This is a genomic window from Streptomyces sp. CNQ085, assembly GCF_022614595.1.
GTDB lineage: Bacteria > Actinomycetota > Actinomycetes > Streptomycetales > Streptomycetaceae > Streptomyces.
Genome location: NZ_JAJFAU010000026.1, coordinates 17,510 through 42,188, shown reverse-complemented (window position 1 = coordinate 42,188; position 24,679 = coordinate 17,510). Strand labels below are relative to the sequence as shown.

Genomic DNA, 24,679 nt, shown 5'->3' with positions numbered 1-24,679 from the left:
GGCGCAGCCGGGGTCGTCGAGCCGGATCACCACGTCGTAGGCCGCGCGGCCCCGGCCGCTGTCCGCCTTCCGCGGAGGGTGTCAGCCCTTGCGGGCCTTGACCTCCTCGGTGAGCTTGGGGAGGACGTCGAAGAGGTCGCCGACCACGCCGTAGTCGACCAGGTCGAAGATCGGGGCCTCCTCGTCCTTGTTGACGGCCACGATGGTCTTCGAGGTCTGCATGCCGGCCCGGTGCTGGATGGCGCCGGAGATGCCCGCCGCGATGTACAGCTGCGGCGAGACGGACTTACCGGTCTGGCCGACCTGGTGGGTGTGCGGGTACCAGCCCGCGTCCACCGCGGCGCGCGAGGCGCCGACGGCCGCGCCGAGGGCGTCGGCGAGGTTCTCGACGACCGAGAAGTTCTCGGCGCCGTTGACGCCGCGGCCACCGGAGACCACGATCGCGGCCTCGGTCAGCTCCGGGCGGCCGGTCGACTCGCGCGGAGTGCGGGAGACGACCTTCGTGCCGGTGGCCTTCTCACCGAAGGTCACCGGGAGCTGCTCGACCGTGCCCGCGGCCGGGGCGGCCTCGGGTGCGGCGGAGTTGGGCTTGACGGTGATGACCGGGGTGCCCTTGGTGACGCGGGACCTGGTGGTGAAGGCCGCGGCGAAGACCGACTGGGTCGCCACCGGGCCGGAGTCGCCGGCTTCCAGGTCGACGGCGTCGGTGATGACGCCCGAGCCGATGCGCAGCGCCAGGCGGGCCGCGATCTCCTTGCCATCCGCGGAGGAGGGGACCAGCACCGCGGCCGGGAAGACGGCCTCGTAGGCGGCCTGGAGCGCGTCCACCTTCGGCACGACGAGGTAGTCGGTGAACTCGGGGGCGTCGGCGGCGAGCACCTTCACCGCGCCGTACTCGGCCAGCGTGGCGGCGGCACCGTCCGCGTCGGCACCCAGGTGCACGGCGACCGGGTCGCCGATGCGGCGGGCCAGAGTCAGCAGTTCGAGGGTGGGCTTGCGGACGGCGCCGTTCACGTGGTCGACGTAGACAAGGACTTCAGCCATGGGAGTTGCTCTCCTGCGAGGATTGCGAGGACGGAAAGGAGTGGGGGGTGCGCCGGGCCTTCGGGCTCAGACGAACTTCTGGCCCGCGAGGAACTCGGCGAGCCGCTTGGCGCCCTCGCCCTCGTCCTTGACGATCGTTCCCGCGGTGCGGGCCGGGCGCTCGGCGGCGGCGTCGACCTTCGTCCAGGAGCCCTCGAGGCCGACCTCGTCGGCGTCGATGCCCAGGTCCTCCAGGCCCAGGGACTGAACCGGCTTCTTCTTGGCGGCCATGATGCCCTTGAAGGAGGGGTAGCGCGCCTCGCCGGACTGGTCGGTCACGGAGACGACGGCGGGGAGCGCGGCCTGAAGCTGCTCGGTCGCGGTATCGCCGTCGCGGCGGCCGGTGACCTTGCCGCCCTCAACGGAGACCTCGGAGAGCAGCGTGACCTGCGGCACGCCCAGGCGCTCGGACAGCAGCGCGGGCAGCACGCCCATCGTGCCGTCGGTGGAGGCCATGCCGCAGACGACCAGGTCGTAGCCGGTCTTCTCGACGGCCTTGGCCAGCACCAGGGAGGTGCCGATCGCGTCGGTGCCGTGCAGGTCGTCGTCCTCCACGTGCACGGCCTTGTCGGCGCCCATGGACAGCGCCTTGCGCAGCGCGTCCTTGGCGTCCTCGGGACCGACGGTCAGCACGGTGACCTCGGCGTCGTCGGCATTCTCGGCGATCTGCAGGGCCTGCTCGACGGCGTACTCGTCGAGCTCCGACAGCAGACCGTCCACGTCCTCGCGGTCGACGGTCAGGTCGTCGGCGAAGTGCCGGTCGCCGGTGGCGTCGGGCACGTACTTCACACAGACAACGATCCTCAAGCTCACGCCGGCTCTCCTACTTGCGTCGTCATTACTGGCTGCCTTGTCTCACAGGCAGCATAGGCGCCTGATCGGGCGGAATCCGGTCCGGTGGGGCCGGCTCTCCGTCCAGGATATTACTCGCCAGTACATCCAGGCACTTACCCGGCGGCAAGGCCGGTGAACTGTGACCTTTCCAACGGCTCAGGAGGGCACTGTGCCCTCTCCCAGCGCGTTGTAACGCCCCGCGTGGTACAGCAGCGGGCGGCCCGTGCCGGAGGAGTCCCCGGCCACCACCTCCGCCAGGACCACCCGGTGGTCGCCGGTCGGCACCCGGGCCACCACAGCGCACACCGTCCAGGCGAGCACGCCCTCCAGCACCGGCGCCCCGTGCGGTCCGCGGCGCCAGCGGGTGGGCGGCGCGAAGCGGTCCGCGCCGGGACGGGCGAAGGTGTCGGCAAGTTCGCGCTGGTGCTCGCCCAGGATGTGCACCCCCACGTGCTCCGCCTCGGCGACCACCGGCCACACCGAGGAGGACGTGGCGATGTTGAAGGAGATCAGCGGCGGTTCGGCGGCGACGGAGGCCAGGGACGTCGCGGTGAAGCCGGCGGGACGGCCGTGCCCGTGGGCGGTGATCACGGCGACCCCGGCGGCGTGCCGCCGGAAGACGGCGCGCAGCAGGTCGGGACCGGCCCCGGCCGCCTCCGCCGTCCGCCGGATGCCGTTCGGTGCGCTCATCCGAGATCCCCTGCCCACGGCAGGCCAGGCCGTCCACCGCGGGCGGCCCGCGTCAAGTTCGTCCACCCCTGATGGGACCAGGGTCACGCGGCCGGCGCCCCTGCCGGCCCCAGGGGCCCTCCCGGCCCTCACACGGCCTCCCCGAGCGCGGCGATGACATCGGCCCTGCGCGGCTGTCCGCTCGCCCGCCGGGCTATCCGGCCCCGCGCGTCCAGCACCAGGACGGTGGGGGTGCGCATGATCCCCAGCCGCCGCACCAGATCCAGCCGGGACTCGGCGTCCACCTCCACGTGGACGACTCCCTCGGCCATCTCCGCCACCTCGGCCAGGATCCGCCGGGTCGCCCGGCAGGGCTGGCAGAAGGCGCTGGAGAACTGCACCAGCGTGGCCCGCTCCCCCAGCCGCTCGGCGCCCACCTCCCCGGCGGTCAGCCTCTCCTCCGCGTCCCGTCCGCGCACCGTCATCCTTCCGTTCCGTCTGCTGTGCGCCATCCCGAAGGCGCCGGCCAGCGCCAGCACCGCCAGACACACGACCAGACCCGTCATCCCCGTCGTCCCTGTCATCTCCGCCGCCCCTGTCACCCCGCCGCTCCGCCCGCATCGTCTCCCACAGCGCCCGGGGCCATGCCGCCGATTCCCGCATCCGGCCCCCGGCGCCCCACGGAGTGCGGAATGCTGTCGCCTTGACTTCCTCCCTCGCCTAAGGGCGGGGGAGTCCAGCGGTCGCCCGCTGGGGTTCCTGCTTCGCCGACTGCTGCCCCGTCCGGGAGGTCTCCCGTTGAGGTCTTACACCGTCTCCACAGGCTGCTGCCGCCAGCCCGGCGGTCAGGGTGTTGCGTGCCGCGTTGGTGTCGCGGTCATGGGTGGTGCCGCAGTGCTCGCAGGTCCAGGTGCGGACGTTCAGCGGCAGCTTCTCACGGACCGTGCCACAGGCCCCGCACAGCTTGCTGCTGGGGAACCAGCGGTCGATCACGACGAGGTCGCGCCCGTACCAGGCGCACTTGTACTCCAGCATGGAGCGCAGTTCCGTCCACGACGCGTCGGAGATGGCGCGCGCGAGGCGGCCGTTCTTCAGCAGGTTGCGGACGGTGAGGTCCTCGATCACGACCGTTTGGTTCTCACGGACGAGCCGAGTGGTGAGCTGGTGCAGGTGGTCGCGGCGCCGGTCGGCGATCCGCGCGTGCACGCGGGCCACTTTCCGGCGGGCCTTGGCCTGGTTGTTCGATCCCGGCGCCTTGCGCGACAGCTCTCGCTGTGCGCGGGCCAGGCGGGCTCGGTCGCGCCGCTCGTGCCGGGGGTTGGTTACCTTCTCCCCGGTCGACAAGGTCACCAGGGACGTCAGGCCGGCGTCGATGCCGACCGCGTTCGTGGTGGCCGGAGCCGGCGCGACGGTGTCCTCGCACAGCATGGAGACGAACCAGCGCCCGGCGCTGTCGCGGGAGACCGTCACCGTGGTCGGTTCCGCACCCTCGGGCAGCGGACGGGACCAGCGGATGTCCAGCGGCTCGGACATCTTCGCCAGCTTCAGCCGCCCGTCACGCCACATGAAGGCGCTGCGGGTGTACTCCGCCGACGCCCGCGACTTCTTCCGGCTCTTGAACCGCGGGTACTGGGCGCGCTGGGCGAAGAAGTTGGCGAACGCCGCCTGAAGGTGGCGCAGCGCCTGCTGGAGCGGGACGGAGGACGCCTCCTTCAGGAAGGCCAGTTCCCCGGTCCTCTTCCACTCCGTCAGCATCGCGGAGGACTCCGCGTAGGAGATACGGCACTGCTCGCCGTACCAGGCCCGGGTACGCTCCTGAAGCGCCCTGTTGTACACCAGGCGGACGCAGCCGAACGTGCGCGACAGCTCCGCTGCCTGCTCGTCCGTGGGGTAGAAGCGGTACCGATACGCCCGCTTGCCCTGCCGCGCCATCCCTCACATCCTACCGGCTTCCGTGTGAGCAGCGGGTATCGGCCGGCGGCCGCAGACGCCGAACCGCCCCGGCGGCGGTTCGCCTCTCCCTGCCCCGCTCCGCAGGGACTTGGTTTCTCCCCCGCAAGCGGGAGGCACCCCCACCCCCAGCCGAAGCCGGGGGCACCCACGAAGGAGACACAATGAGGGTCGACACACGGGGAACGAGGTTCGCCGCCGCCGTGACCACCGCGGTCCTGGCCGCCGTGCTGGCCAGCGGGAGTTTCCGGCTGCTGGCCGCGCAGACGCTGGTGTTCGCCGCCGGGGCGGTGCTCGGCGTGGCGCGCTCACCGTACGGGCTGCTCTTCCGCCACCTGGTCCGGCCCCGGCTGGGGCCGCCAGCCGGAATGGAACACGCGGCGCCGCCCCGTTTCGCGCAGGGCGTGGGGCTGGCCTTCGCCCTGGTGGGTCTGGTCGGGTACGGCGCCGGGCCCCTGTGGCTGGGCATGGCGGCGACCGCCTGCGCGCTCGCCGCGGCCTTCCTCAACGCCGCCTTCGGCTACTGCCTGGGCTGCGAGGTGTACCTGGTGCTGCGCCGGGTCGCGGGGTGGGGCGCCGGGTGACTGCCGAACGTGACGAGGATCTCCCGTCCCCGGAACTGGCCAGGGAAGTTACGGCGACGTAGGTTCGGGTAGATCCGCCGGGAGAACCCTCCCCAGGCAGCTTCCCAGAAGGGTCCTCCCAGATGGCAGAACTGGTGTATCCGCCCGTGATCGGCGCAGCCCGAACCCTGTTCAGGGCGCTCGACCTGCGTTTCGACATCGACGGCACCGAGCACGTCCCGCGGCGCGGCGGCGCCGTGCTGGTCAGCAACCACATCGGCTACCTCGACTTCGTCTTCGCCGGGCTGGCCGCCCGGCCCGCCAAGCGGCTGGTGCGCTTCATGGCGAAGGAGTCGGTCTTCCGGCACAGGGTCTCGGGGCCGCTGATGCGCGCGATGAAGCACATACCGGTGGACCGCTCGCAGGGCGAGCACGCCTACCACCACGCGCTGAAGGCACTGCGCTCGGGCGAGATCATCGGCGTCTTCCCCGAGGCCACGATCTCGCAGTCGTTCACCCTGAAGAACTTCAAGACCGGTGCGGCCCGGATGGCCCAGGAGGCGGGCGTCCCGCTGCTGCCCGTCACGCTGTGGGGCACGCAGCGGCTGTGGACCAAGGGCCGCAAGAGGGACTTCGGCCGCAACCACTTCCCCATCACCATCCGGGTGGGCGAACCGCTGCGGCCCGCCGAGGGCGAGTCGGCGGCCGGGCTCACCGAGCGGCTGCGCGGCCGTGTGCAGGAACTGCTGGAGGCGGCCCAGCGGGCGTATCCGGTGCGGCCCAAGGGCCCGGACGACACCTGGTGGATGCCCGCGCACCTGGGCGGCACCGCCCCGACCCCGGCCGAGGCCGGTTCTCTGTAGGGCGGGCCGGGGACCGCGCGCGACCCGAAGGCGGCCCGCCGCCCCTTTCCGGCCGGCGGGCCGCCCAGCGCGGTCTCAGCGGGCCATCTCCTCCCGCAGCGCGGCGACGAAGCCGTCGACGTCCTCCTCGGTGGTGTCGAAGGAGCACATCCAGCGCACGTCGCCGGCGGCCTCGTCCCAGAAGTAGAAGCGGTGGCGCTTGCGCAGCCGCTCACTCACGTCGTGGGGCAGCCGCGCGAAGACGGCGTTGGCCTGGACGGGGTGGAGGATCTCCACTCCGTCGACGGTGCGCGCGCCGTCGGCCAGCCGCCGGGCCATGGCGTTGGCGTGGGAGGCGCTGCGCAGCCACAGGTCTCCGGCGAGCAGCGCCTCGAACTGCACGGAGACGAACCGCATCTTGGACGCCAGCTGCATCGACAGCTTCCGCAGGTGCTTCATCGCCCGCACCGCGCCGGGGTTCAGCACGACGACGGCCTCGCCGAAGAGCATGCCGTTCTTGGTGCCGCCGAAGGAGAGCACGTCCACGCCCGCGTCCGTGGTGAACGCCCGCAGCGGCACGTCCAGCGCGGCCGCCGCGTTGGCGATGCGGGCGCCGTCGAGGTGGACGGCCAGGCCGCGTTCGTGGGCCGTCTCGCAGATCGCCCGGATCTCCTCGGGCGTGTAGACGGTGCCCAGTTCGGTGTTCTGGGTGATCGAGACGGCCTGCGGCATCGCCCGGTGCTCGTCGTCGAAGCCGTACGCCTCGCGCTCGACGAGTCCGGGGGTGAGCTTGCCGTGTTCGGTGGGTACGGTCAGCAGCTTCAGCCCGCCGACCCGTTCGGGTGCGCCGCACTCGTCGGTGTTGATGTGGGCACTCTCGGCGGCGACGACCGCGCCCCAGCGGTCGGTGAGGGCCTGGAGGGCCACGACGTTGGCGCCGGTGCCGTTGAACACCGGGAAGACCTCCGCCGCCGGCCCGAGATGGGCGCGGAAGACCTCCTGGAGGTGGGCGGTGTAGTCGTCTTCCCCGTAGGCGGTCTGGTGACCGCCGTTGGCGAGGGCGAGCGCCGCCAGGATCTCCGGGTGCGCGCCCGCGTAGTTGTCGCTGGCGAAGCCGCGCGTCCGCGGATCGTGGCGGCGCCGGGCATCCGTCGGTGGGGATGCCGGGGGCTCCTCGGTCGGGTGGGCCTCTACGGTTGCGGGGTCAGCCACAGGCGGTGTCCGTTCACTTCCTCGGCGGACTTGTCCCAGACACCGGCGATGGCCTCGGCCAGCTCCCCGACATCGGTGAAGCCCGCGAACTTGGCGTTCGGGCGCTCGGCGCGCATCGCGTCGTTGACCAGCGCCTTGACCACCAGGATGGCAGCAGCGGCCGGAGGCCCCGCATCCGACCCCTTGCCCGCCTTGCGGAAGGCGTCGGCCAGGGCCAGCGTCCATGCCTCGGCCGCGGCCTTGGCCGCGGAGTAGGCGGCGTTGCCGGCGGTGGGGCGGGTGGCGCCGGCGGCGCTGATCAGGACGTAGCGGCCGTTTCCGCTGCGGCGCAGGGCTCCCTCGAAGGCCAGGGAGGTGTGCTGCACGGTGCGTACCAGCAGCTTCTCCAGCAGGTCCCAGTGGGACAGGTCGGTCTCGGCGAAGGCCGCCGAGCCGCGCCAGCCGCCGACCAGGTGCACCAGCCCGTCGACGCGGCCGTACTCGTTCTCGGTGCGGGTGGCCCATTCGCGGGTGGCCTCCAGGTCGAGCAGGTCGACGGTGTCGCCGGTGACGGCGGCTCCGCCGTGCGCGAAGCGGGCCCTGTCCACGGCCTCGGCCAGCCGTTCGGCGTCCGCGTCGGCGGCGACGACGGTGGCGCCCCGTTCGGCCAGGTTCAGCAGCGCGGCCCGGCCGGCGGGCCCGGCCGCGCCGGCGACGGCGACGACGGCGCCGTCCAGGGGGCCGCCGTTGCCGTTGGGTGTGCTGGTCATGGTGGTGATCGCCTCTCTGTTACGTCCGGTGGTCACGCCGCGGCCGGGAGGGCGGACTCGGCGGTGATGCCCTTGGTCGACGCGATCACGTTACGCAGCTTCTTGGCGAGGGCCTCGTAGAACATGCTCAGCGGGAACTCGTCGGGGAGCACGTCGTCCACCAGCTTGCGCGGCGGCAGGCTCAGGTCCAGGGCGTCTGGGCCCTTGGCCCAGGCCGAGCCGGGATGCGGGGCGAGGTAGGTGGAGACCAGCTCGTAGGCCTTGAACCAGTGGACCAGCTTCGGGCGGTCGATGCCCTCCCGGTAGAGAGTCTCGATCTCCTCGCGCAGGTGCACGGTCACCTCCCGCGCCCGCTGCCAGTCGATGCCGAGCTTGTTGTCCGTCCAGCGCAGGGCGTCGTGCTTGTGGAGGTAGGCGAACAGCAGCTGGCCGCCCAGCCCGTCGTAGTTGCGGCTGCGCTCACCGGTGACGGGGAAGCGGAACAGGCGCTCCAGCAGCACGGCGTACTGCACGTCGCGGCCCTGCTCGAAACCGTCGGCCTCCAGCTTCACGGCCTCGTGGAAGGCGGTGAGGTCGCAGCGCAGCTCCTCCAGGCCGTACATCCAGAACGGCTGGCGCTGCTTGATCATGAAAGGGTCGAAGGGCAGGTCGCCGTGGCTGTGGGTGCGGTCGTGGACCATGTCCCACAGCACGAAGGTCTGCTGGGCGCGCTTCTGGTCGGCCAGCAGCCCCCGGGCGTCCTCGGGCAGCTCCAGCTTGGTGACCTCGCAGGCGGCGTCGACGACGCGGCGGAAACGGGCGGCCTCCCGGTCGCAGAAGATCCCTCCCCAGGAGAACCGCTCGGGCGCCTCGCGCACGGCGACGGTCTCGGGGAAGAGGACCGCGGAGTGGGTGTCGTAGCCGCTGGTGAAGTCCTCGAAGGTGATGCCGAGGAAGAGCGGGTTGTCGTAGCGGGTGCGCTCCAGTTCGGCCAGCCAGTCCGGCCAGACCACGCGCAGGGCGACAGCCTCCAGATTGCGGTCGGGATTGCCGTTCTGCGTGTACATGGGGAAGACGACCAGGTGCTGGAGGCCGTCGACGCGGTGGGAGGCGGGCCGGAAGGCCAGCAGGGAGTCCAGGAAGTCGGGGACGCCGAAGCCGCTCCCGGCCCAGCGGCGCAGGTCGGCCACCAGGGCGCGGTGGTACGCCTCGTTGTGCGGGAGCAGCGGCGCGAGTTCCTCGACGCAGGCCACGACCCGCTCGACGAGCCGCTCGACCTCGGCCCGCGCTGGGGCGCCCTCGGCCTCGAAGTCGATGGAGCCGTCCTTCGACTGGGCGGGGCGGACGGCTTCGACGGCCTCCTTGAGCACTGCCCAGGCGGGGTGCTCCACCACACGGCCAGCGGACGGGCCGTCGGCGGTCGGAGCGCCACCCGTCATCACCGCGGGCGAAAGGATTTCCGTCATCACTACCCCTTCACAGAAGAAACTCTCGTACCAGCACCGTAGCCGCGCAGACTTCACCGATCAACCCGAGGGTGAGGAAATTCTTCCGTCATCTACTCGCAACGCGGGTGTTCTTCCTGTGAACACCCCCTGGAGGGGAAGGGATCTCCGTACGCGCGGCGATCCCACGCCTCCTGCCCGCTCCGCGCCCGGCCTTCCCCGCCACGGGCACCCCGCTCCGCGGGCGGTGATCGTCCGCGGCTACCCTTGCCGCGCGTACGCACCACCTCCCGGGACACCGCAGGAAAGCGAGAACGCGCCGTGCCACTGCTGACCGTCGGACACCGCGGGGTGATGGGCGTCGAGCCCGAGAACACCCTGCGCTCCTTCGTCCGGGCCGACCGCGAGGGCTTCGACGTCATCGAACTGGACCTCCACCTGAGCCGGGACGGCGCACTGGTGGTGATGCACGACGCCGACGTGGACCGCACCACCGACGGCTCCGGTCCGGTGGCCGGGAAGACCCTGGCCGAACTGCGCGAGCTGGACGCCGGCCGGGGCGAGCGCGTCCCCGTCTTCGAGGAGGTCGTGGAAGCGGTCTCCGCACCGCTCCAGGCCGAGATCAAGGACCGTGCCGCGGCCCGGGTGCTGGCGAAGACCGTCGAGCGGCTCGGTCTTCAGCGGCGGATCACGGTGATCTCGTTCCACGACGAAGCCCTGCGCGAAACCCGCGGGCTGCTGCCGGACCTCCCCATCGCGCTGGTCACCGGCTCCTCCACGCCCACCGCTCCCGAGCGCGCCGTGGAACTGGGAGCCGCGATGGTCTCCTGCGAACTGCGCCGGCTGGACGCGGAGGTCGTCGGACGCTGCCGCGCCGCGGGCCTGAAGGTGATCTCGTGGACGGTCAACACCGACCAGGACCTGGCCCGCGTGCGTGAGCTGGGCCTGGACGGCGTGGTCACCGACCTGCCCGCCGTCAGGAAGGCGGCCGGCGGAGCGGCTTGACCAGCAGCTCGAACCGCAGATCGTCGCGGAGCGGGACTCCGAAGCGCTCGTCGCCGTACGGGAAGGGGCTGGTGCGTCCGGTGCGGACGTAACCGCGGCGCTCGTACCAGGCGATCAGGTCCGCCCTGGCGGTGATCACCGTCATGTGCATCTCGCTGGCCTGCCAGCGCTCCCGCGCCACCCGCTCGGCCTCCGCCAGGACCGCCCTGCCCAGCCCGCCGCCCTGGAGGGCCGGCCGGACGGCGAACATCCCGAAGTACGCGACGGCCTCCCCCGCCTCGCCCGCACGGCGCTCCAGCTGGCAGCAGGCGACCGGCTGCCCGTCCCGCTCGGCGACCAGCATCAGGCTGCCGGGGGCGCGGATGATGCCGGCGACTCCCTCGGGGTCGGTGCGTTGTCCATCCAGCAGATCCGCCTCGGTGGTCCAGCCCGTCCGGCTGGCCTCGCCCCGGTACGCCGACTCCACCAGGGCGACCAGCGCGGGGACGTCGTCCTCGCCCGCGGTCCTGAAACCCGGACCGGGAGCGGTCCCGGGGGTGAGGCCGGGGACCGGGGAGGTGGGGCCGCTCACGGTGTTCAGGACGTTCGGGACGTTCATGGAGCCGAGCCTAACCCTCCGTCCACGCGCCCCGGCCGGCCGGCTCGTATGCCGGACAGCACTCCGGCCACGGCCTAGGCTCGACGGCATGGTTCACGTACTGAGCAGCCGGATCCTGTTGCGCCCCACCGACCCGGACCGTTCGCGGGCCTTCTACGGCGAAGCCCTGGGGCTGGCGGTGTACCGGGAGTTCGGCACCGGGCCCGAGCGCGGGACCGTCTACTTCCTGGGCGGCGGTTTCCTGGAGGTCTCCGGCCGGTCCGAGGACCCGCCCGCGCCCGGCCTGCGGCTGTGGCTCCAGGTCGCCGACGCGGCCGGGGCCCACCGAGAGCTCACCGCCCGCGGCGTGGAGGTGTCGCGCGGGCCCAGGCGCGAGCCGTGGGGACTGGTGGAGATGTGGATCAGTGATCCGGACGGGGTGCCGATCGTCCTCGTCGAGATTCCCGAGGACCATCCGCTGCGCTACCGCCCCGGAATCTGAAGCCTCCCGCACGGGTTCCGGCAACGCTGCCCGCGGCACCGGGGCATGCGCTCCGGCCGCGCTCCACCACTGCCCCCGCGCGCTCCCGTGCGCGCGCCCGGTTCCGGGCATCCTCCCCGCGGAACAGGCCGGAGGGGCCGGCCGGGGGTGTGGCGGGGAGGCGGGGTGCACGGACCGGAGCCGGTCGGCTGGATGCTGGTGGCCCTGTGCGGGACCGTGGGCGTGTACTGCCTGCGGCAGGCGCGCGACGGTGCGCCCGGGCGGCGGCGGGAGGCCGCCGGCGAGGCGGTCATGGGACTGGGCATGGCCGTGATGGCGCTACCCGCCTCGGCGGTGGAGCCGCCGCCCCCGCCCACGGGCACCATGCGGCACCGTCCGCGCGGCCGGCCTCCACGGCGGCGCTGACCGGAGCGCTGCTGGTCTACTTCACGCTGTACACGCTGCTCGCCGGGGTCAGGCTGGTTCCCGCGCAGGCCTCCCCCCCGCCTCCCGTCCGGGGCCGGCACGGACGGCGGCGCGGACGGTGTCCGAAGTACCGGGACGCCATGGGGCCCGGAGGTGGCGGCGGCCTGCCGGCTGGGGATGGGGATGGGGATGTTCACGATGCCGCTCAGCTCCTGAGGCCTCCGCCGGAACCGGTGGGACGCCGCGTCGGTGAGGCGTGCGTCACTTCACGTTTTCCGCCGGCCGCGGGGCGGTCGGCGGCTCATAGGCTGTCCTCATGATGGTCGCGCTCGCACTGATCGTCCTGGGCGCACTGATCGCGGCGACGGCGCCGCGCGTGCTGGCCCGCGGCTCCTGGCCGGACCGCGAGCCGGTGCTGGCGCTGCTGGTGTGGCAGTGCGTGGTGGTCGCCGTGCTGCTGTGCTGTGTGCTCGCCATGGCCCTGTCCGGCGCGGCGGCCTGGCAGGCCGTGCGCGGCCACGTCTTCGCCCCGGCCCCGAGCCGGGTCGTCGAGGCGTACGGGCTCAGCGCGTTCGGCGGTTCCTGGCCCGCGGTGGTGGCGGTGGTGCTCGCCTGCGGCGGCCTGTGGACCGCCGCGATGCTCACTCGGGAGATCCGCCACGCCCGCGCCCGTCGGCGTACCCGGCGCGCCGAACTCCTCGCCCGCGCCCCGCTGCTGCCCGGCGAGGAACCGGCCTCCGGGGAGCGGCTGGCGGTGCTGGAGAGCGAGCGCCCGGACGCCTGGTGGCTGCCGGGGAGCACGCCCCGGCTCGTGGTCACCACCGCGGCCCTGCGCCGGCTCGAGGGACGCAGGCTCGACGCCGTCCTCGCCCATGAGCGGGGCCATCTGCGGGCCCGTCACGACTGGCTGCTGAACTGCTCGTCCGCGCTCGCCGCCGGCTTCCCGCAGGTGCCGGTCTTCCACGCGTTCCGGGACCAGGTGCACCGGCTGGTGGAGCTGGCGGCCGACGACGTGGCCTCGCGGCGCTGCGGACGGCTGGCGGTGGCCCTGGCTCTGGTGGAACTCAACGAGGAGCGCGGGGTCTTCGACCCGAACGCCTCGCACCGCGGCGCACAGGTGCCGCAGCGGGTCGACCGGCTGCTGAGGGCCGCTCCCCGGCTGACGGTGGTCCGGCGGCTGCGGATGACCGCGCTGGCGGCCCTGGTGCCGCTGGTGCCGCTGCTGGTGGCCTTCGCCCCCGGGCTCAGGGCGCTGGGCTGACGTTCACGCGCCGCTGCGCGCTCCCCCTCGACCGGCCGACTCGCCGACCGGACGGTTGGACCGCCTCCCAGCGGCGATTCTCTCCTGCATGACCCCCTCCCCACAGCCGTCCTCCCGGTGTTCCCCCCGGCCTTCCTTCCCGTACCTCGCCGCCCCGCTGTGCACCGTTGCCGCCGCCGTGCTCACCGTGCTCGTCCTGACGGGGTGGGACCCGCTGCTGGACCTCGACGCACGCGTCACGGGCGAGCTGCACCGCACAGCGGTCACCGAGCCCGGCTGGACACGGCTCAACCGGGTGCTGACCGACTGGGTCTGGGATCCGTGGACGATGCGGGCCGTGCTGCTGGTGACGGTGGTGTGGCTGGTGCTGCGCGGCGCGCGCCGGCCGGCGCTCTGGCTCTCGGCCGCCGCGATCGCCGGCGCCCTCCTCCAGCAGGCCCTGAAGGCCCTGTTCGACCGCGACCGCCCGCGCTGGAGTGATCCGGTGGACTCCGCGGACTTCGCCGCGCTGCCCTCCGGCCACGCCATGACGGCGGCGCTCACCTGCGGCCTGCTGCTGTGGCTGGCGCAGCTGCGCGGAGCGGGCCGCCCCGTGCGCCTGGCCCTCCTGTGGGTGGGCGCGGCGAGTGTCGCCGGGGTGGGGTTCACCCGGGTCTACCTGGGTGTGCACTGGCCCACCGACGTGGTCGTCGGCTGGCTGCTGGGCTTCGCCGTGGCCGCCGTCACGGCGGCGCTGTGGGGCGGACGCGGTGTCCGGCGCCCTCGACCGCGACGACGCGGCCCGGAAGGATCGTCCCCATGGTGAACAGGGGCGTTCTCTTCGACTTCTCCTGGACACCGCTGCGCGTCGAACCGGCGGCCGACTGGCTGCGCGCCGTGCTCGACGAGGCCGGTGCGCTGCCCGGCGGCGCCTCCCCGCGCACCGTGCCTGCCGGGCTGCGACCGGCGCCCCGACGGACTGCGTCCAGTTCTGGACCCGGTGGACCGCGCCGGCTGAGCGGGCCGGGCGGGCAGCCGTACGGATGGGATGGAGAGGGGCCGGTCTCGGGCGATCCCCCGCGTCGCCCGAGACCGGCTTCCGACCGGACACCGCCGTGACTCGCCGGTCGGCGTCCGGAGACCGCTGAGTATATTGGCCCTGAGCCAGTCAACGCAGGAGTTAACAGGATGTCCCCTCGCAGCGCATCGGTCAATGAGGAATTGCGCAGGCGATCCCGCGAGCGGTTGCTGCAGGCGACGGTGGAGCTCGTCGACGAGCGCGGATACGAGGCGACGACCCTGGGGGACATCGCGGACCGGGCCGGTTCCGCACGGGGTCTGGTGTCGTACTACTTCCCGGGCAAGCGGCAGCTGCTCCAGTCGGCCGTCCACCGGCTGATGCACCTCACCCTGGCCGAGACCCTGGACCGGGAACCGCGGCCCGCGGGCCCGGACGCCGGGCGGGAGGGGCTGGCCCGCGCGATCGACGCGGTCCTGGGCCTCGCCCGTGACCGGCCGACGCTGATGCGCACGCACATGGCCGGGATCCTGCAGCACGAGGGCTTCGTCCAGTGCGACGAGCAGCAGCGGCTGGCCCGGCTGCTGCGCGACGCCGTCGTCGGCTACGGCTCGCACGACCCGGACACCGACTACCCGCTGCTGCGCGCACTGCTCATGGGGGCGGTGGTGGCCGTGCTGCTGCCCGGGGCGCCGATGCCGTCGGCGAGGCTGCGCGCCGAGCTGTTCGCGCGGTACGGGCTGGACTGGGAGCTGGGCTTCCCTCCCGACCCCTCCGGAGGGGAGCCGTCCGGGCAGGGCTCGCTGCTGCCCCTGTCGGGCCCGCTGTGAACCCCTGCGCCGGTCCGGCCGCGGGGTCAACGGCCGGACCCCGGCGGCACGGCTGCGGAGGTCCGGTATCCGGTGTCCGGTGTCCGGGGGTGATGTCGAACGGCTCAGGCGGTCACGGGCCGGCTCAGCGGTAGTCGGGCTGGGTCTGGGCGTTGAACTCGTCAAGCCGGACGCGCTCGGCGCCGGCGGTGCGCCGGTCGCGGATCCGCAGGACGTCGAAGCCCATCTGGATGTCGTTTGAGTAGACGTGGCCGTTGTAGTGATACGCCGACCACGAGCCGCCGATGGAGTCGGGGTCGGAGTACGGGCCGCGCTCGAAGTACCCGATCTCCCGGGGCCTGGTGGAGTCGGTGAACTCCCAGAAGGAGACACCGCCCTGGTACCAGGCCTGCACCATGATGTCCCGGCCCTTGACCGGGATCAGCGAGCCGTTGTGGGCCACGCAGTTCTCGGTCCCGGCCTGGTGCCGGGGGATCTTGAAGTAGCTCTTGAACACCAGCTCGCGCCGATCGCCCTTGCCGGTGATGTGGTAGATGCCGTTGGCGCCCCGCTTGTCCCCGACCTCCGCGTTGCAGGTGGCGCCGACGCCGCCGCCGAGCTCGTCGGTGAAGACGACCTTCCGGCCGTTCTCGTTGAAGGTCGCCGAGTGCCAGAACGCGAAGTTCTCGTTGTCCTGGACCCGGTCGATGACGCGGGGCGCGGCCGGCTCGGAGATGTCCATCAGGATGCCGTCGCCCATGCACGCGCCCGCGGCGATCCTCATCTCGGGGAACGCGGTGATGTCGTGGCAGCCGGTGGTCGGCACCATGGCGACCGGGTTCTCCGGCGGGCCGGGGTTGCCGCCGTCCGGGAAGAGGACGGGGAAGTCGATCACCGATGATTTCTCGGGAGCCCCGCGCGGCACCTTCACGATGGAGATCCCGTCGTGCGGCGGCCGGCAGTCGGGAAAGGTCTCGTCCGGGAAGTAGGAAGAGACGTAGACGTAGACGTCCCCGCGGTCGGGCACCAGCGTGTGGGTGTGCGAGCCGCAGGCGGTCTCGACGGCCGCGACGTACCGCGGATTCCGCTTGTCGCTGATGTCGAAGACCTTGATGCCCTCCCAGGAGCTCTTCTCCGTCGGCGACTGGGCGGTGCTGTTGCAGGAGTCGTCGCTGCGCGAGGAGTCGGTGGACAGGAAGAGCAGGTCCCCGGAGACGGAGATGTCGTTCTGGCCTCCCGGGCACAGGACCTGGCTGACGACCTTCGGGGACTTCGGGCGGCTGATGTCGTAGACGGTGAAGCCGTCGTAGTTACCGGCGAAGGCGTAGCGGTCCTGGAAGGCCAGGTCCGTGTTGAGGCTCCTGAGCGCCCCCTTGGGCAGATTGGCCAGGTGGGAGACGTTCCCGCTGTGGACGATCTCGTCCACGCCGGGTATCCCGCCGCTGTCGACGGCGGCTTCGGCTTCCGCGCGGTCCCGCTTCGACACCTTCCCGGACGTGGCCGGCGAGTCACCGGAGTCGGGAATTGCCGCCGCCGGTCCGGCGGCCAGGAGCGTGGACAGCAGGCCGAGTACCGCCGCCGCGCCGAGGTGTCTGCGCCGCGCACGGGGTCTGGGCAACGACGTCACTGATCCCTCTCTGTCGATCCGCTTGGCAGCGCCCCGAGTTGGGCGGCTCGCGGACTCGGGCAGTATGACTTCTCGCACCCCTGTTCCGACAGGGGAACACGGACGCGTGACCGGTTCCTCCGTGCCGGGATTCGCGCATGCCGGAGCGTTCCGTGCCAGGATCGGGGAACCGGCGTATCCCGTGCCACAGGAGGAATGGTGACCGTCCGTCACAGATCCTGGTTTCCCGTCCGCGCGCTCGCCTCCGCCCTGGCGGCACTGACGGCGCTGACGGCGCTGACCGGCTGCGAGGACGGTCCGGACGATGCGGCCCCCGGCGGCGGCCCGTCCGTGATCGCGCCCGGCAGGCCGGGCGAGGCCGCCGAGACGCTCTCCCCGGAGGAGGCGCGGAAGGCGGGCGAGACGCTCAGGGACAAGCCCAGCGCGGCCGACTTCTCCTACGTCACGGGGATGATCGAGCACCATCGGCAGGCGCTGGTGATGACCGACCTGGCCGAGGAGCACGCCGGACCGGGCAAGGTACGCCGGCTCGCCGACCGCATCGCGGCGGCCCAGGGCCCGGAGATCTCGGCGATGCGATCCTGGCTCAAGCGCAACGGCCGTGACGAGGGCGAGGGGGGCGGCCACCAGGACCACGGAGAGCACGGCGGCCACGGCGGCCACGGCGGCGCGCCGATGCCCGGCATGGCGACCGAGGAGCAGCTCGACGAGTTGCGGCAGGCCCGCGGCGAGGACTTCGACCGGCTCTTCCTGAAGCTGATGATCGCCCACCACCGGGGCGCGGTGACGATGGCCAGGGACGTGACGGCCGACGGCCGCGACGTCCAGGTCCAGGAGATGGCCGGGGACGTGGCCGTCCAGCAGACGGCCGAGATCAACCGGATGCGTGCGATGTCCTGACGGACCGTCGCGGACGGAGATCTCCACGGCGGGTGGCAGCCGGTCGCCCCCAGCGCCCCGCCCTTCACCGAGGGTCGTCCGGTACCGCTGGAGATGACGCGGAAGCAGATCGACGACATGGTCGACCGGTTCACCGAAGCGGCGCGACGGGCGCCGGAGGCCGGGTTCGAGGTCGCCGAGATTCACGGTGCGCACGGCTGTCTGCGGCGGGAGCTTCGAGAACCGCGCACACCCGGCCCCGAGGATCGCGGACACGGTGCGGGAGGTGTGGCCCGGAGAACTGCCGCTGTTCGTCCGGGTCTCGGCGACCGACCGGGCGGAGAGCGGCTGGAGTCCCGAGGAGACCGTGCGGCCGGCCGCGCTGCTGCGCGAGCACGGTGCGGATCTGACCGACGTCTCCGGCGAAGGCGCCGTGCCGGGGGCGCGCATCCCCGTCGGCCCCGGTTACCAGGCCCCCTCCGCCGCCCGCGTCAGGGCCGAGACGGGGCTGCCGGTGGCGGCGGTGGGGCTGATCACCGAACCGGAGCAGGCCGAGAAGACGGTCGAGAACGGCGAGGCGGACGCGGTGTTCCTCGGCCGGGAGCTGCTGCGAGACCCGCACCGACGCTCCGCGCCGCACGGGCGCTCGGCTCGGAGCGTCCGGTGCGCCCGCCCGACCAGCACACCCGGGCTGTTTGACGCCGGGGCGCCGCACCGGCCCGCGCGGGCGGCGGCCGGTTGCGTGCGATCGGCTGAGAGGCAGCGGACCGACCCAGTAGAGTGACCGCCCGTGGCAGCACGACCGTTGAACGAGATCCTCGAACCGGGCTGGGCCAAGGCACTGGAGCCGGTGGCCGGACGCATCGCCGCGATGGGCGACTTCCTGCGCGCGGAGATCGCCGCGGGGCGCACCTACCTGCCCGCCGGGCCGAACGTGCTGCGCGCCTTCCAGCAGCCCTTCGACGACGTACGGGTCCTCATCGTGGGCCAGGACCCCTACCCCACACCGGGCCACGCCGTCGGGCTGAGCTTCTCCGTCGCACCCGAGGTGCGCCCGCTGCCCGGCAGCCTCGAGAACATCTTCCGCGAACTGCACGGCGACCTCGGGACGCCCCGCCCGTCCTGCGGTGACCTCACCCCGTGGACGCGGCAGGGCATCCTGTTGCTCAACAGGGCGCTGACCACCGCGCCGCGTCGGCCCGCGGCGCACCGGGGCAAGGGCTGGGAGGAGATCACCGAGCAGGCGATCCGGGCTCTGGCGGCCCGCGGCAAGCCGCTGGTGGCCGTCCTGTGGGGCCGGGACGCCCGGAACCTGCGGCCGCTGCTGGAGGCGTACCCGGCGGTGGAGTCGGCCCACCCCTCCCCCATGTCGGCGGACCGTGGGTTCTTCGGGTCGCGGCCATTCAGCCGGGCCAACGAGCTGCTGGTGCGGCAGGGCGGGGAGCCGGTCGACTGGCGCCTGCCGTGACGGGCCGCCCGGCGCCCTGGGTCCTGGGGATCGACTCGGGCGGATCGGGCCTGCGCCTCGCCCTGGCCCGGGCCGGCGATGACGCCCGCGCGGCGACGCCGGGCCCGGTGGGCACCGCCGCCGCGGACTCTCCGGTGCGCACCGGCCCCGCGGGCATCGACGCGGCCCATCTGCTGGAGCTGGCGCTGCCCCGGGCCCGCTCCCTGCTGGCCGCCGCCGATCCGCACGCCGCCGGGACGGGCGCGGCCGGACTCCGGATCGACGCCGTGTGCGTGGGGGCGGCGGGCATGGCGACGCTCGGCGGCGAACTGCGCGCCATGCTGCCGGAGGCGTTCGCCCGGGAGCTGGGTGCCCGGTGCACGGCGCTGGCCGCCGACGCCGTGACCGCGTACGCCGGAGCCCTGGGCGAGCGGCCCGGCGCCGTGGTCGCCGCCGGGACCGGGATGATCGCGACGGGTACGGACCTGCGTTCCTGGCGGCGCGCCGACGGCTGGGGTCATCTGCTGGGCGACTGCGGCGGCGGCGCCTGGATCGGCCGGGCCGGGCTGGAGGCGGCGATGCGCGCCCACGACCGCCGGACGGACGGCTCGGCCGCGCTGCTCGCCCGCGCCGAGGCCCTCTTCGGCCCCGCGGCCTTTCTGCCGGGGAAGCTGTATCCGCGCACCGACCGCCCGGCGGTGCTCGCCTCGTTCGCCCCGGAGGTGGCCGGATGCGCCGACCGGGACCCGGTGTCGGCGCGCATCGTCGAGGAGGCGGCCGTTCACATCGCCGAAAGCGCCGCCGCCGTCTGCCCGGGGGCCCGGGACAGCCTCGTCGCTCTGACCGGCGGACTCTTCCGGATCGGCGAGCCGCTGCTCGCCCCCCTGCGGCGGGAGCTGGCCGTACGGCTGCCGCACACCCGGACCGTTCCGGCGGCGGGGGACCCCCTGGCCGGAGCCCTGCTCCTGGCCGCCCGGCTGGCCCGGGGCACACTGCGGCTGCCGCGGGATCCGGTCCTTCTCCACATCAGGTGAGGGGGGAGGAGGAGACGGAAGCGGACACACCGTGCAACACGCCTCCGCAACGCGGCGTAATGGACTCGTCACCGCGACACGCTGAACAAAAGGGGACAGACCGGCACTCCTCCGCCCCGCCCGAACAGCCAAACTCGTCAAGGCATTAGCATGCGGCGCCATGAGCACCCCCACTGGGCCCGCGAACGGCCTGCCCGTACGAATGCCGCGTCCCCGCCAGCCCGGACGGCACCGCCGTCCTCGGCCCGCCATGGCGCCTGACGGTGCGCCCGCTCTGGTGCTGGCCGTCCCCGGGGTGCCCTCCGGCGCCTCCCGGAGCCTTGCCGAGGAGATCCTGAGCATCGCCCGCTCCGAGCTGCCCGGTCTCGACGCCCGGGTCGGTTTCGTGGACGGTGACGACGGCGAGTTCCCCGCCCTCCAGAGTGTGCTGACGCAGGCCGCGGCCGATCGCGCCTCCCGGGCCGCCGCGGCGACGGCCGCCATCGAGTCCGCCGCCGCCGAGGCGATGGAGGCCGGTGCGGAGGCCGCCGAGGTGGAGGCCGAGGCCGAGGCCGCCCGCCGCCGGATCGAGGAGGCCCCGCTCGGGGTGGTCGTCCCCCTGCTGGCCGGGCCCGACGGCGCGCAGCTGCGCCGGATACGCCAGGCCGTGCTCGAGAGCGGCTCCGGCGCCGAGTTGACCGACGTGCTCGGCCCGCACCCGCTGCTGGCCGAGGCCGTCCACGTCAAGCTCTCGGAGGCGGGGCTGGCCCGGGCCGACCGCGCCCGGCTGTTCACCGTGGCGACCGCCGCCGACGGCATCATCCTGGCCGCCATGGGCGGTGAGGAGGCCGTACAGGCCGCCGGGATCACCGGGATGCTGCTGGCCGCGCGCCTGGCGGTGCCGGTGCTGTCCGCGGGGCTGGACGAGGAGGGCGCCGTCACCCGCGCCGCCGAGCAGTTGCGCGAGGCCGGTTCCCAGCAGCTCGCCCTGGCTCCCTGCCTGATCGGTCCCGAGATCCCCGAGGGCCTGCTGGAGTCCGCCGCGCGGGAGGCCGACTGCCGGGCCGCCGAACCGCTGGGCTCCTACACGGCGGTGGGCAGGCTGGTGGCCTCCACCTACGCCGCGAAGCTCGGCATCGCCCAGCGGTCGCCGCAGAGGGCGCAGGCCCACTGACCCAGGCCCTTCCCCCCGCGGCCCGCCGGGCCGCGGGGCGACCGGGCGGCGTGCCGGGTCCCCGGCCGGTCCCTCAGCAGAGGACGACGCAGGTGGCGGCCGGCGCCTGGATCGAGCCCGCCCGGTGCGGCACCCCGGTTCCCGGCTCGACGTCGAACCAGGTCACGTCGCCCGACCGCTCGTTGGCGGCGTAGAGCCTGCGCCCGGCCGGGTCCAGGGCCAGGTCGCGCGGCCAGTGCCCCCCGCAGGGGACGGTGGTGACCAGCTCCATGCCTTCGCCGTGCGGCTCCAGGGCCAGCACGGCGATACTGTCGTGTCCGCGATTGGCCGCCCAGGCCCAGCGGCCGTCGGCGGAGACCACCAGTTCCGAGGGATGGTTCTTCCCTTCCGCCCCGGAACCCGCCGGCAGCGTGCCGACCTCCCCCGCGGGCTCCAGAACGCCGCTCGTCCGGTCCCAGCGGCAGCAGACCACGGTGGAGACCAGCTCGTTGACGATGTACGCCCGGTCGCCGCGCGGATGGAAGGCCAGGTGCCGGGGCCCGCTGCCGGGCCGCAGCGGCGTCCGCCCGTGCGGGCGGAGCGCGGCCGCGGCGTGGTCGAGCCGGTAGACCCACACCGAGTCGGCGCCGAGGTCGACCGCCAGCAGCCAGCGCCACGAGGCGTCGGCGACCACGGCGTGGGCGTGCGGCCCCTCCTGCCGCCCGCGTACCGGCCCGCGGCCGCTGTGGGGCAGTACGGCGGGCTGTGCGCCGAGGGTGCCGTCGGGCCGCAGCGGCAGCGAGCTGACACTTCCCGACGTGTAGTTGGCGGTGATCAACTGTCCGGCCGCACAGGTCAGATGGGCAGGTCCGGCGCCTTCGACAGGCACCGGCGCCCCGGCGGGGCTCGGCCGGTCGGGGTCGGCCAGGGACAGCGCGGCGGCGCGGCCGTCCTCGGTCTCGCTCACCGCGTAGAGCATCCCTCCGCCCGGCCCCGGCGCGAGGTAGGAGGGGTCGGGTACCGCATCCGTGTGGTGCAGCACCGTCAGCGCCCCGGTGTCCGGGTCGACGGCGGCCGTGGTGATGCCGTGTCCGCCCGCCGAGGTGTAGGACCCGATGTACGCCCGCCGTCCGCCGTCCGCACCGTCCGCACCGTCCACTGTGCCGCCCTCTCCCGTTCGTTCCCGTCCGGCTCTGCCCGAATCGCTGCCCCGTTCCGGGGCCGGGGCGACCGTAGCATTGGCCTGGACCAGGCTGGGAGGGCTCCCACCCTTCTCCTGGCCCCTCCCGGCCCCGATACGGCGGCTAAGGCTAACCGAGGAAGGACAGCCGCACCCGCCGGTCGGGGTTGTCACTGTTGGTGTCCACCAGGCAGACCGACTGCCAGGTGCCCAGTTCCAGTCGTCCGCCGATCACCGGCAGGGTGGCGTGCGGCGGGACGAGGGCCGGCAGGACGTGGTCACGGCCGTGGCCGGGGCTGCCGTGCCGGTGGCGCCACCGGCCGTCGGCCGGAAGCAGGTCGCGCAGCGCGGCGAGCAGGTCGTCGTCGCTGCCCGCGCCGGTCTCGATGACCGCGATGCCGGCCGTCGCGTGCGGGACGAAGACATTGAGCAGCCCGTCGCGGCCGTCGGCGACCTCCGCGAGGAAACCCTCGCATTCGCGGGTGAGGTCGGCGACGGTCTCGTCCGAGCCGGTGGTGATGTGCAGGGTACGGGTACTGAAGCGATCGCTCATGACTCCATCCTGAGGCCTGCCCCGCTCCGGGAAGCATCCGGCTCCGCCCGTGGTTGGCCGGGACATGGAGTTCTCGGAGGCGGAGGTCGTGATCGTGGGCGCCGGGCAGGCCGGCCTGTCGAGCGCCTACCACCTGCGGCGCGCCGGATACGAGCCGGGCCGGGAGTTCGTCGTGCTGGACCACTCCCCGCGCCCCGGCGGGGCCTGGCAGTTCCGCTGGCCCACCCTGACGTACGAGCGGGTGCACGGGATGCACTCCCTGCCCGGCATGGAGCTGACCGGCGCCGCCCCCCACCGCCCCTCCTCCGAGGTGATCGGCGGGTACTTCGCCGACTACGAGCGCGCCTTCGGTCTGCGGGTGCGGCGCCCGGTGCATGTGCGCGCGGTGCGCGAGGCCGGGGACGGACGGCTGCTGGCGGAGACTGACGCCGGCGTGTGGGCCGTCCGGGCGCTGATCAACGCCACCGGGACCTGGGACCGTCCCTTCCGGCCCCGGGTGCGCGGCCAGGAGTCATTCGCCGGCCGCCAGGTCCACACTTCCCGCTACCCCGGGCCGGACGCCTTCGCCGGCGAGCGCGTGGTGGTCGTGGGCGGCGGCACCTCCGCCGTGCAGCATCTGCTGGAGATCTCACCGGTCGCCGCCGCCACGGCCTGGGTGACCCGCCGCGAGCCGGTCTTCACCGAGGGACCGTTCGACGCCGAGCGCGGACGCGCGGCGGTCGCGCTGGTGGAGGAGCGCGTGCGCGACGGGCTGCCGCCGCGCAGCGTGGTCTCCGTGACGGGGCTGCCCATGACCGAGGAAGCGCGCCGCGCCCGGGAGAGCGGGGTGCTGCGGCGCCTGCCGATGTTCGACCGGATCACCCCCGGCGGCGTGGAGTGGGACGACGGGCGCTCCATCGCGGCGGACAGCCTCGTGTGGGCCACCGGTTTCCGTCCCGCGGTCGGCCATCTGGCACCGCTGCGGCTGCGCGAGCCGGGCGGCGGCATCCGCATGGACGGCACCCGCGTGGTGCGCGATCCGCGGATCCATCTGGTCGGCTACGGCCCCTCGGCGAGCACCGTCGGCGCGGGCCGGGCGGGCCGGGCCGCGGTCCGTGCGGTGCGGGACCTCCTCAACCGCCCCTCGGGCGGCGGAAGCCGGCCAGGTTCCGGCCGGAGGTGTGTGCCGGGGTGACCGCGGAGAGCGGGCGGGCGTTCGCGTACATCGCCACGGGCACCTGGTCGCCGGCCGGTGTGGGGGCTGGAGGCGCCGGTGCTCACCGGGCAGTCGCGCGCCGCGAACTTCACCAACGAGCTGGGCGTGGACGGCACGGTCCGCTACCTGCGCAACATCATGGGGCTGTGGCATCTCCAACAGTGTCTGCGTTCCTGGGAGACCGAGGGGCTCGCGCCGGACCTGGAGACGCTGCGGCGCGAGGCGGCGGATGCGCCAGGGCTGCGGTCGGTGGTGGAGGCCGGCGATCCGGTCTTCCCGGCGCCGGGGCGGATCGCCGAGGCGTGCCGCCGCACCGGTCAGCCGGTCCCCCGCGATCCGGCCGAGATGGTCCGCCGCGTTCTGGACTCCCTGGCCCTGGCCCACCGCCGGGCGGTCGCCGATGCCCGGCGCCCCGGGCAGGGGCGCCGCCGCATCACCCTGATCCCCGACCACCACATCTGCGTGGTACGTGCCCCCGGGCAGGTGGTGGCGTCGGTGCCCGAGGCGTTGGGGAGGCTCGATCCGGTCCGTCCGCTGACCTGGATCTCCGGCCCGTCGGCCACCAGCGACATCGAGCTGGACCGGGTGGAGGGCGTCCACGGGCCGCGCACCCTGGAGGTGGTACTCGTCGGGGAGTGAGCCGGGGTGTGGACCACCGGGCGCGCGCAACCGGGGCTGCTCCGTCGGAACGCCGCCACTGCTCTGTACCTCTGTCACCGTGCGTGGCCCCTTGTCGCTCACCGCACGCAC

Annotated in this window: 26 protein-coding genes and 1 pseudogene; 15 read left to right on the top strand and 12 right to left on the bottom strand. The window is 73.6% G+C overall.

Annotated features, from left to right (window positions below; all coding sequences use genetic code 11):
* Positions 1 to 81 precede the first annotated feature (81 nt).
* From LJ221_RS07560 to LJ221_RS07540, 5 genes are all read right to left on the bottom strand, one after another.
* Entirely contained in the window at positions 82 to 1,044 is a 963-nt protein-coding gene (locus LJ221_RS07560; protein WP_241714836.1) for an electron transfer flavoprotein subunit alpha/FixB family protein, read from the bottom strand.
* 66 nt (positions 1,045 to 1,110) lie between these two features.
* Positions 1,111 to 1,896 carry an electron transfer flavoprotein subunit beta/FixA family protein gene (locus LJ221_RS07555; RefSeq protein WP_241714835.1) on the bottom strand — a complete coding sequence of 262 codons (786 nt, stop codon included), beginning with the start codon at positions 1,894 to 1,896 and terminating at the stop codon, positions 1,111 to 1,113.
* Positions 1,897 to 2,073: 177 nt separating this feature from the next.
* The gene (locus LJ221_RS07550) at positions 2,074 to 2,607 is read right to left on the bottom strand and encodes a flavin reductase family protein (RefSeq protein WP_241714834.1); all 534 of its coding nucleotides are present in this window, start codon (positions 2,605 to 2,607) and stop codon (positions 2,074 to 2,076) included.
* A gap of 128 nt (positions 2,608 to 2,735) precedes the next feature.
* A complete protein-coding gene (locus LJ221_RS07545) occupies positions 2,736 to 3,152 on the bottom strand; it encodes a thioredoxin family protein (protein ID WP_241714843.1) in 417 nt (138 codons plus the stop codon).
* Positions 3,153 to 3,306: 154 nt separating this feature from the next.
* Positions 3,307 to 4,518: a transposase gene (locus tag LJ221_RS07540; RefSeq protein WP_241714833.1), complete on the bottom strand. Its 1,212-nt coding sequence runs from the start codon at positions 4,516 to 4,518 to the stop codon at positions 3,307 to 3,309.
* Between the two features lie 182 nt (positions 4,519 to 4,700).
* Here LJ221_RS07540 and LJ221_RS07535 point away from each other — a divergent pair, with 182 nt between their 5' ends.
* Together LJ221_RS07535 and LJ221_RS07530 are read left to right on the top strand one after the other, a co-directional pair.
* Positions 4,701 to 5,120, top strand: a complete 420-nt coding sequence (locus LJ221_RS07535; RefSeq protein ID WP_241714832.1) for a DUF4395 domain-containing protein — start codon at positions 4,701 to 4,703, stop codon at positions 5,118 to 5,120.
* A gap of 122 nt (positions 5,121 to 5,242) precedes the next feature.
* Positions 5,243 to 5,962: a 1-acyl-sn-glycerol-3-phosphate acyltransferase gene (locus LJ221_RS07530; protein ID WP_241714831.1), complete on the top strand. Its 720-nt coding sequence runs from the start codon at positions 5,243 to 5,245 to the stop codon at positions 5,960 to 5,962.
* A 75-nt stretch (positions 5,963 to 6,037) separates the two neighbouring features.
* Here LJ221_RS07530 and LJ221_RS07525 read toward each other — a convergent pair whose 3' ends face one another.
* Genes LJ221_RS07525 through LJ221_RS07515 form a run of 3 tightly spaced genes read right to left on the bottom strand, consistent with a single transcriptional unit; the run spans position 6,038 to position 9,347 of the window.
* Entirely contained in the window at positions 6,038 to 7,153 is a 1,116-nt protein-coding gene (locus LJ221_RS07525; protein WP_241714829.1) for a low specificity L-threonine aldolase, read from the bottom strand.
* Positions 7,132 to 7,902: an SDR family NAD(P)-dependent oxidoreductase gene (locus LJ221_RS07520; protein WP_241714827.1), complete on the bottom strand. Its 771-nt coding sequence runs from the start codon at positions 7,900 to 7,902 to the stop codon at positions 7,132 to 7,134. Before LJ221_RS07520 ends, LJ221_RS07525 begins: the two co-directional genes overlap by 22 nt.
* A gap of 32 nt (positions 7,903 to 7,934) precedes the next feature.
* Complete coding sequence (locus LJ221_RS07515; protein ID WP_241714825.1) at positions 7,935 to 9,347, bottom strand: DUF6421 family protein; 1,413 nt, start codon at positions 9,345 to 9,347, stop codon at positions 7,935 to 7,937.
* A gap of 300 nt (positions 9,348 to 9,647) precedes the next feature.
* On the opposite strand from LJ221_RS07515, the gene LJ221_RS07510 reads away from it, so the two are divergent.
* Entirely contained in the window at positions 9,648 to 10,331 is a 684-nt protein-coding gene (locus LJ221_RS07510) for a glycerophosphodiester phosphodiesterase family protein (protein WP_241714823.1), read from the top strand.
* On the opposite strand, the gene LJ221_RS07505 is transcribed toward LJ221_RS07510, so the two are convergent.
* A complete protein-coding gene (locus LJ221_RS07505) occupies positions 10,303 to 10,929 on the bottom strand; it encodes a GNAT family N-acetyltransferase (protein ID WP_241714821.1) in 627 nt (208 codons plus the stop codon). The two genes, LJ221_RS07510 and LJ221_RS07505, sit on opposite strands and share 29 nt — an antisense overlap.
* Before the next feature lie 88 nt (positions 10,930 to 11,017).
* On the opposite strand from LJ221_RS07505, the gene LJ221_RS07500 reads away from it, so the two are divergent.
* The 5 genes from LJ221_RS07500 to LJ221_RS07480 all read left to right on the top strand — a co-directional run bounded on the left by LJ221_RS07500 (position 11,018) and on the right by LJ221_RS07480 (position 14,903).
* Entirely contained in the window at positions 11,018 to 11,410 is a 393-nt protein-coding gene (locus tag LJ221_RS07500; protein WP_241714819.1) for a VOC family protein, read from the top strand.
* A 165-nt stretch (positions 11,411 to 11,575) separates the two neighbouring features.
* Positions 11,576 to 11,815, top strand: coding sequence for a hypothetical protein (locus LJ221_RS23660; RefSeq protein WP_308314736.1), 240 nt, complete (start codon positions 11,576 to 11,578; stop codon positions 11,813 to 11,815).
* A gap of 316 nt (positions 11,816 to 12,131) precedes the next feature.
* Positions 12,132 to 13,076, top strand: a complete 945-nt coding sequence (locus LJ221_RS07490) for a M56 family metallopeptidase (RefSeq protein WP_241714816.1) — start codon at positions 12,132 to 12,134, stop codon at positions 13,074 to 13,076.
* Between the two features lie 88 nt (positions 13,077 to 13,164).
* Positions 13,165 to 13,881, top strand: coding sequence for a phosphatase PAP2 family protein (locus LJ221_RS07485; protein ID WP_241714814.1), 717 nt, complete (start codon positions 13,165 to 13,167; stop codon positions 13,879 to 13,881).
* A gap of 362 nt (positions 13,882 to 14,243) precedes the next feature.
* On the top strand, positions 14,244 to 14,903 hold the full coding sequence (locus tag LJ221_RS07480; RefSeq protein ID WP_241714812.1) for a TetR/AcrR family transcriptional regulator: 660 nt from the start codon (positions 14,244 to 14,246) through the stop codon (positions 14,901 to 14,903).
* A 124-nt stretch (positions 14,904 to 15,027) separates the two neighbouring features.
* Here LJ221_RS07480 and LJ221_RS07475 read toward each other — a convergent pair whose 3' ends face one another.
* Positions 15,028 to 16,509: an LVIVD repeat-containing protein gene (locus LJ221_RS07475; protein WP_241714810.1), complete on the bottom strand. Its 1,482-nt coding sequence runs from the start codon at positions 16,507 to 16,509 to the stop codon at positions 15,028 to 15,030.
* Positions 16,510 to 16,704: 195 nt separating this feature from the next.
* Between LJ221_RS07475 and LJ221_RS07470 the strand changes: the two genes are divergently transcribed.
* The 5 genes and pseudogenes from LJ221_RS07470 to LJ221_RS07450 all read left to right on the top strand — a co-directional run bounded on the left by LJ221_RS07470 (position 16,705) and on the right by LJ221_RS07450 (position 21,022).
* A complete protein-coding gene (locus tag LJ221_RS07470; protein ID WP_374228398.1) occupies positions 16,705 to 17,409 on the top strand; it encodes a DUF305 domain-containing protein in 705 nt (234 codons plus the stop codon).
* A gap of 93 nt (positions 17,410 to 17,502) precedes the next feature.
* A pseudogene (locus LJ221_RS07465) lies at positions 17,503 to 18,172 on the top strand (hypothetical protein).
* Between the two features lie 6 nt (positions 18,173 to 18,178).
* On the top strand, positions 18,179 to 18,856 hold the full coding sequence (locus tag LJ221_RS07460; protein WP_241714807.1) for a uracil-DNA glycosylase: 678 nt from the start codon (positions 18,179 to 18,181) through the stop codon (positions 18,854 to 18,856).
* On the top strand, positions 18,853 to 19,869 hold the full coding sequence (locus LJ221_RS07455) for a BadF/BadG/BcrA/BcrD ATPase family protein (protein ID WP_241714805.1): 1,017 nt from the start codon (positions 18,853 to 18,855) through the stop codon (positions 19,867 to 19,869). Before LJ221_RS07460 ends, LJ221_RS07455 begins: the two co-directional genes overlap by 4 nt.
* A 160-nt stretch (positions 19,870 to 20,029) precedes the next feature.
* On the top strand, positions 20,030 to 21,022 hold the full coding sequence (locus LJ221_RS07450) for a hypothetical protein (RefSeq protein ID WP_241714803.1): 993 nt from the start codon (positions 20,030 to 20,032) through the stop codon (positions 21,020 to 21,022).
* Between the two features lie 73 nt (positions 21,023 to 21,095).
* Here the strand turns inward: LJ221_RS07450 and LJ221_RS07445 are convergent, their stop codons facing one another.
* On the bottom strand, positions 21,096 to 22,160 hold the full coding sequence (locus LJ221_RS07445) for a lactonase family protein (protein ID WP_241714802.1): 1,065 nt from the start codon (positions 22,158 to 22,160) through the stop codon (positions 21,096 to 21,098).
* A 151-nt stretch (positions 22,161 to 22,311) separates the two neighbouring features.
* Positions 22,312 to 22,734 carry a secondary thiamine-phosphate synthase enzyme YjbQ gene (locus LJ221_RS07440; RefSeq protein WP_241714801.1) on the bottom strand — a complete coding sequence of 141 codons (423 nt, stop codon included), beginning with the start codon at positions 22,732 to 22,734 and terminating at the stop codon, positions 22,312 to 22,314.
* Between the two features lie 64 nt (positions 22,735 to 22,798).
* On the opposite strand from LJ221_RS07440, the gene LJ221_RS07435 reads away from it, so the two are divergent.
* Together LJ221_RS07435 and LJ221_RS07430 are read left to right on the top strand one after the other, a co-directional pair.
* Positions 22,799 to 23,908, top strand: a complete 1,110-nt coding sequence (locus LJ221_RS07435) for an NAD(P)-binding domain-containing protein (RefSeq protein WP_241714800.1) — start codon at positions 22,799 to 22,801, stop codon at positions 23,906 to 23,908.
* 78 nt (positions 23,909 to 23,986) lie between these two features.
* Entirely contained in the window at positions 23,987 to 24,568 is a 582-nt protein-coding gene (locus tag LJ221_RS07430; RefSeq protein ID WP_241714799.1) for an FGGY-family carbohydrate kinase, read from the top strand.
* Positions 24,569 to 24,679 lie beyond the last annotated feature (111 nt).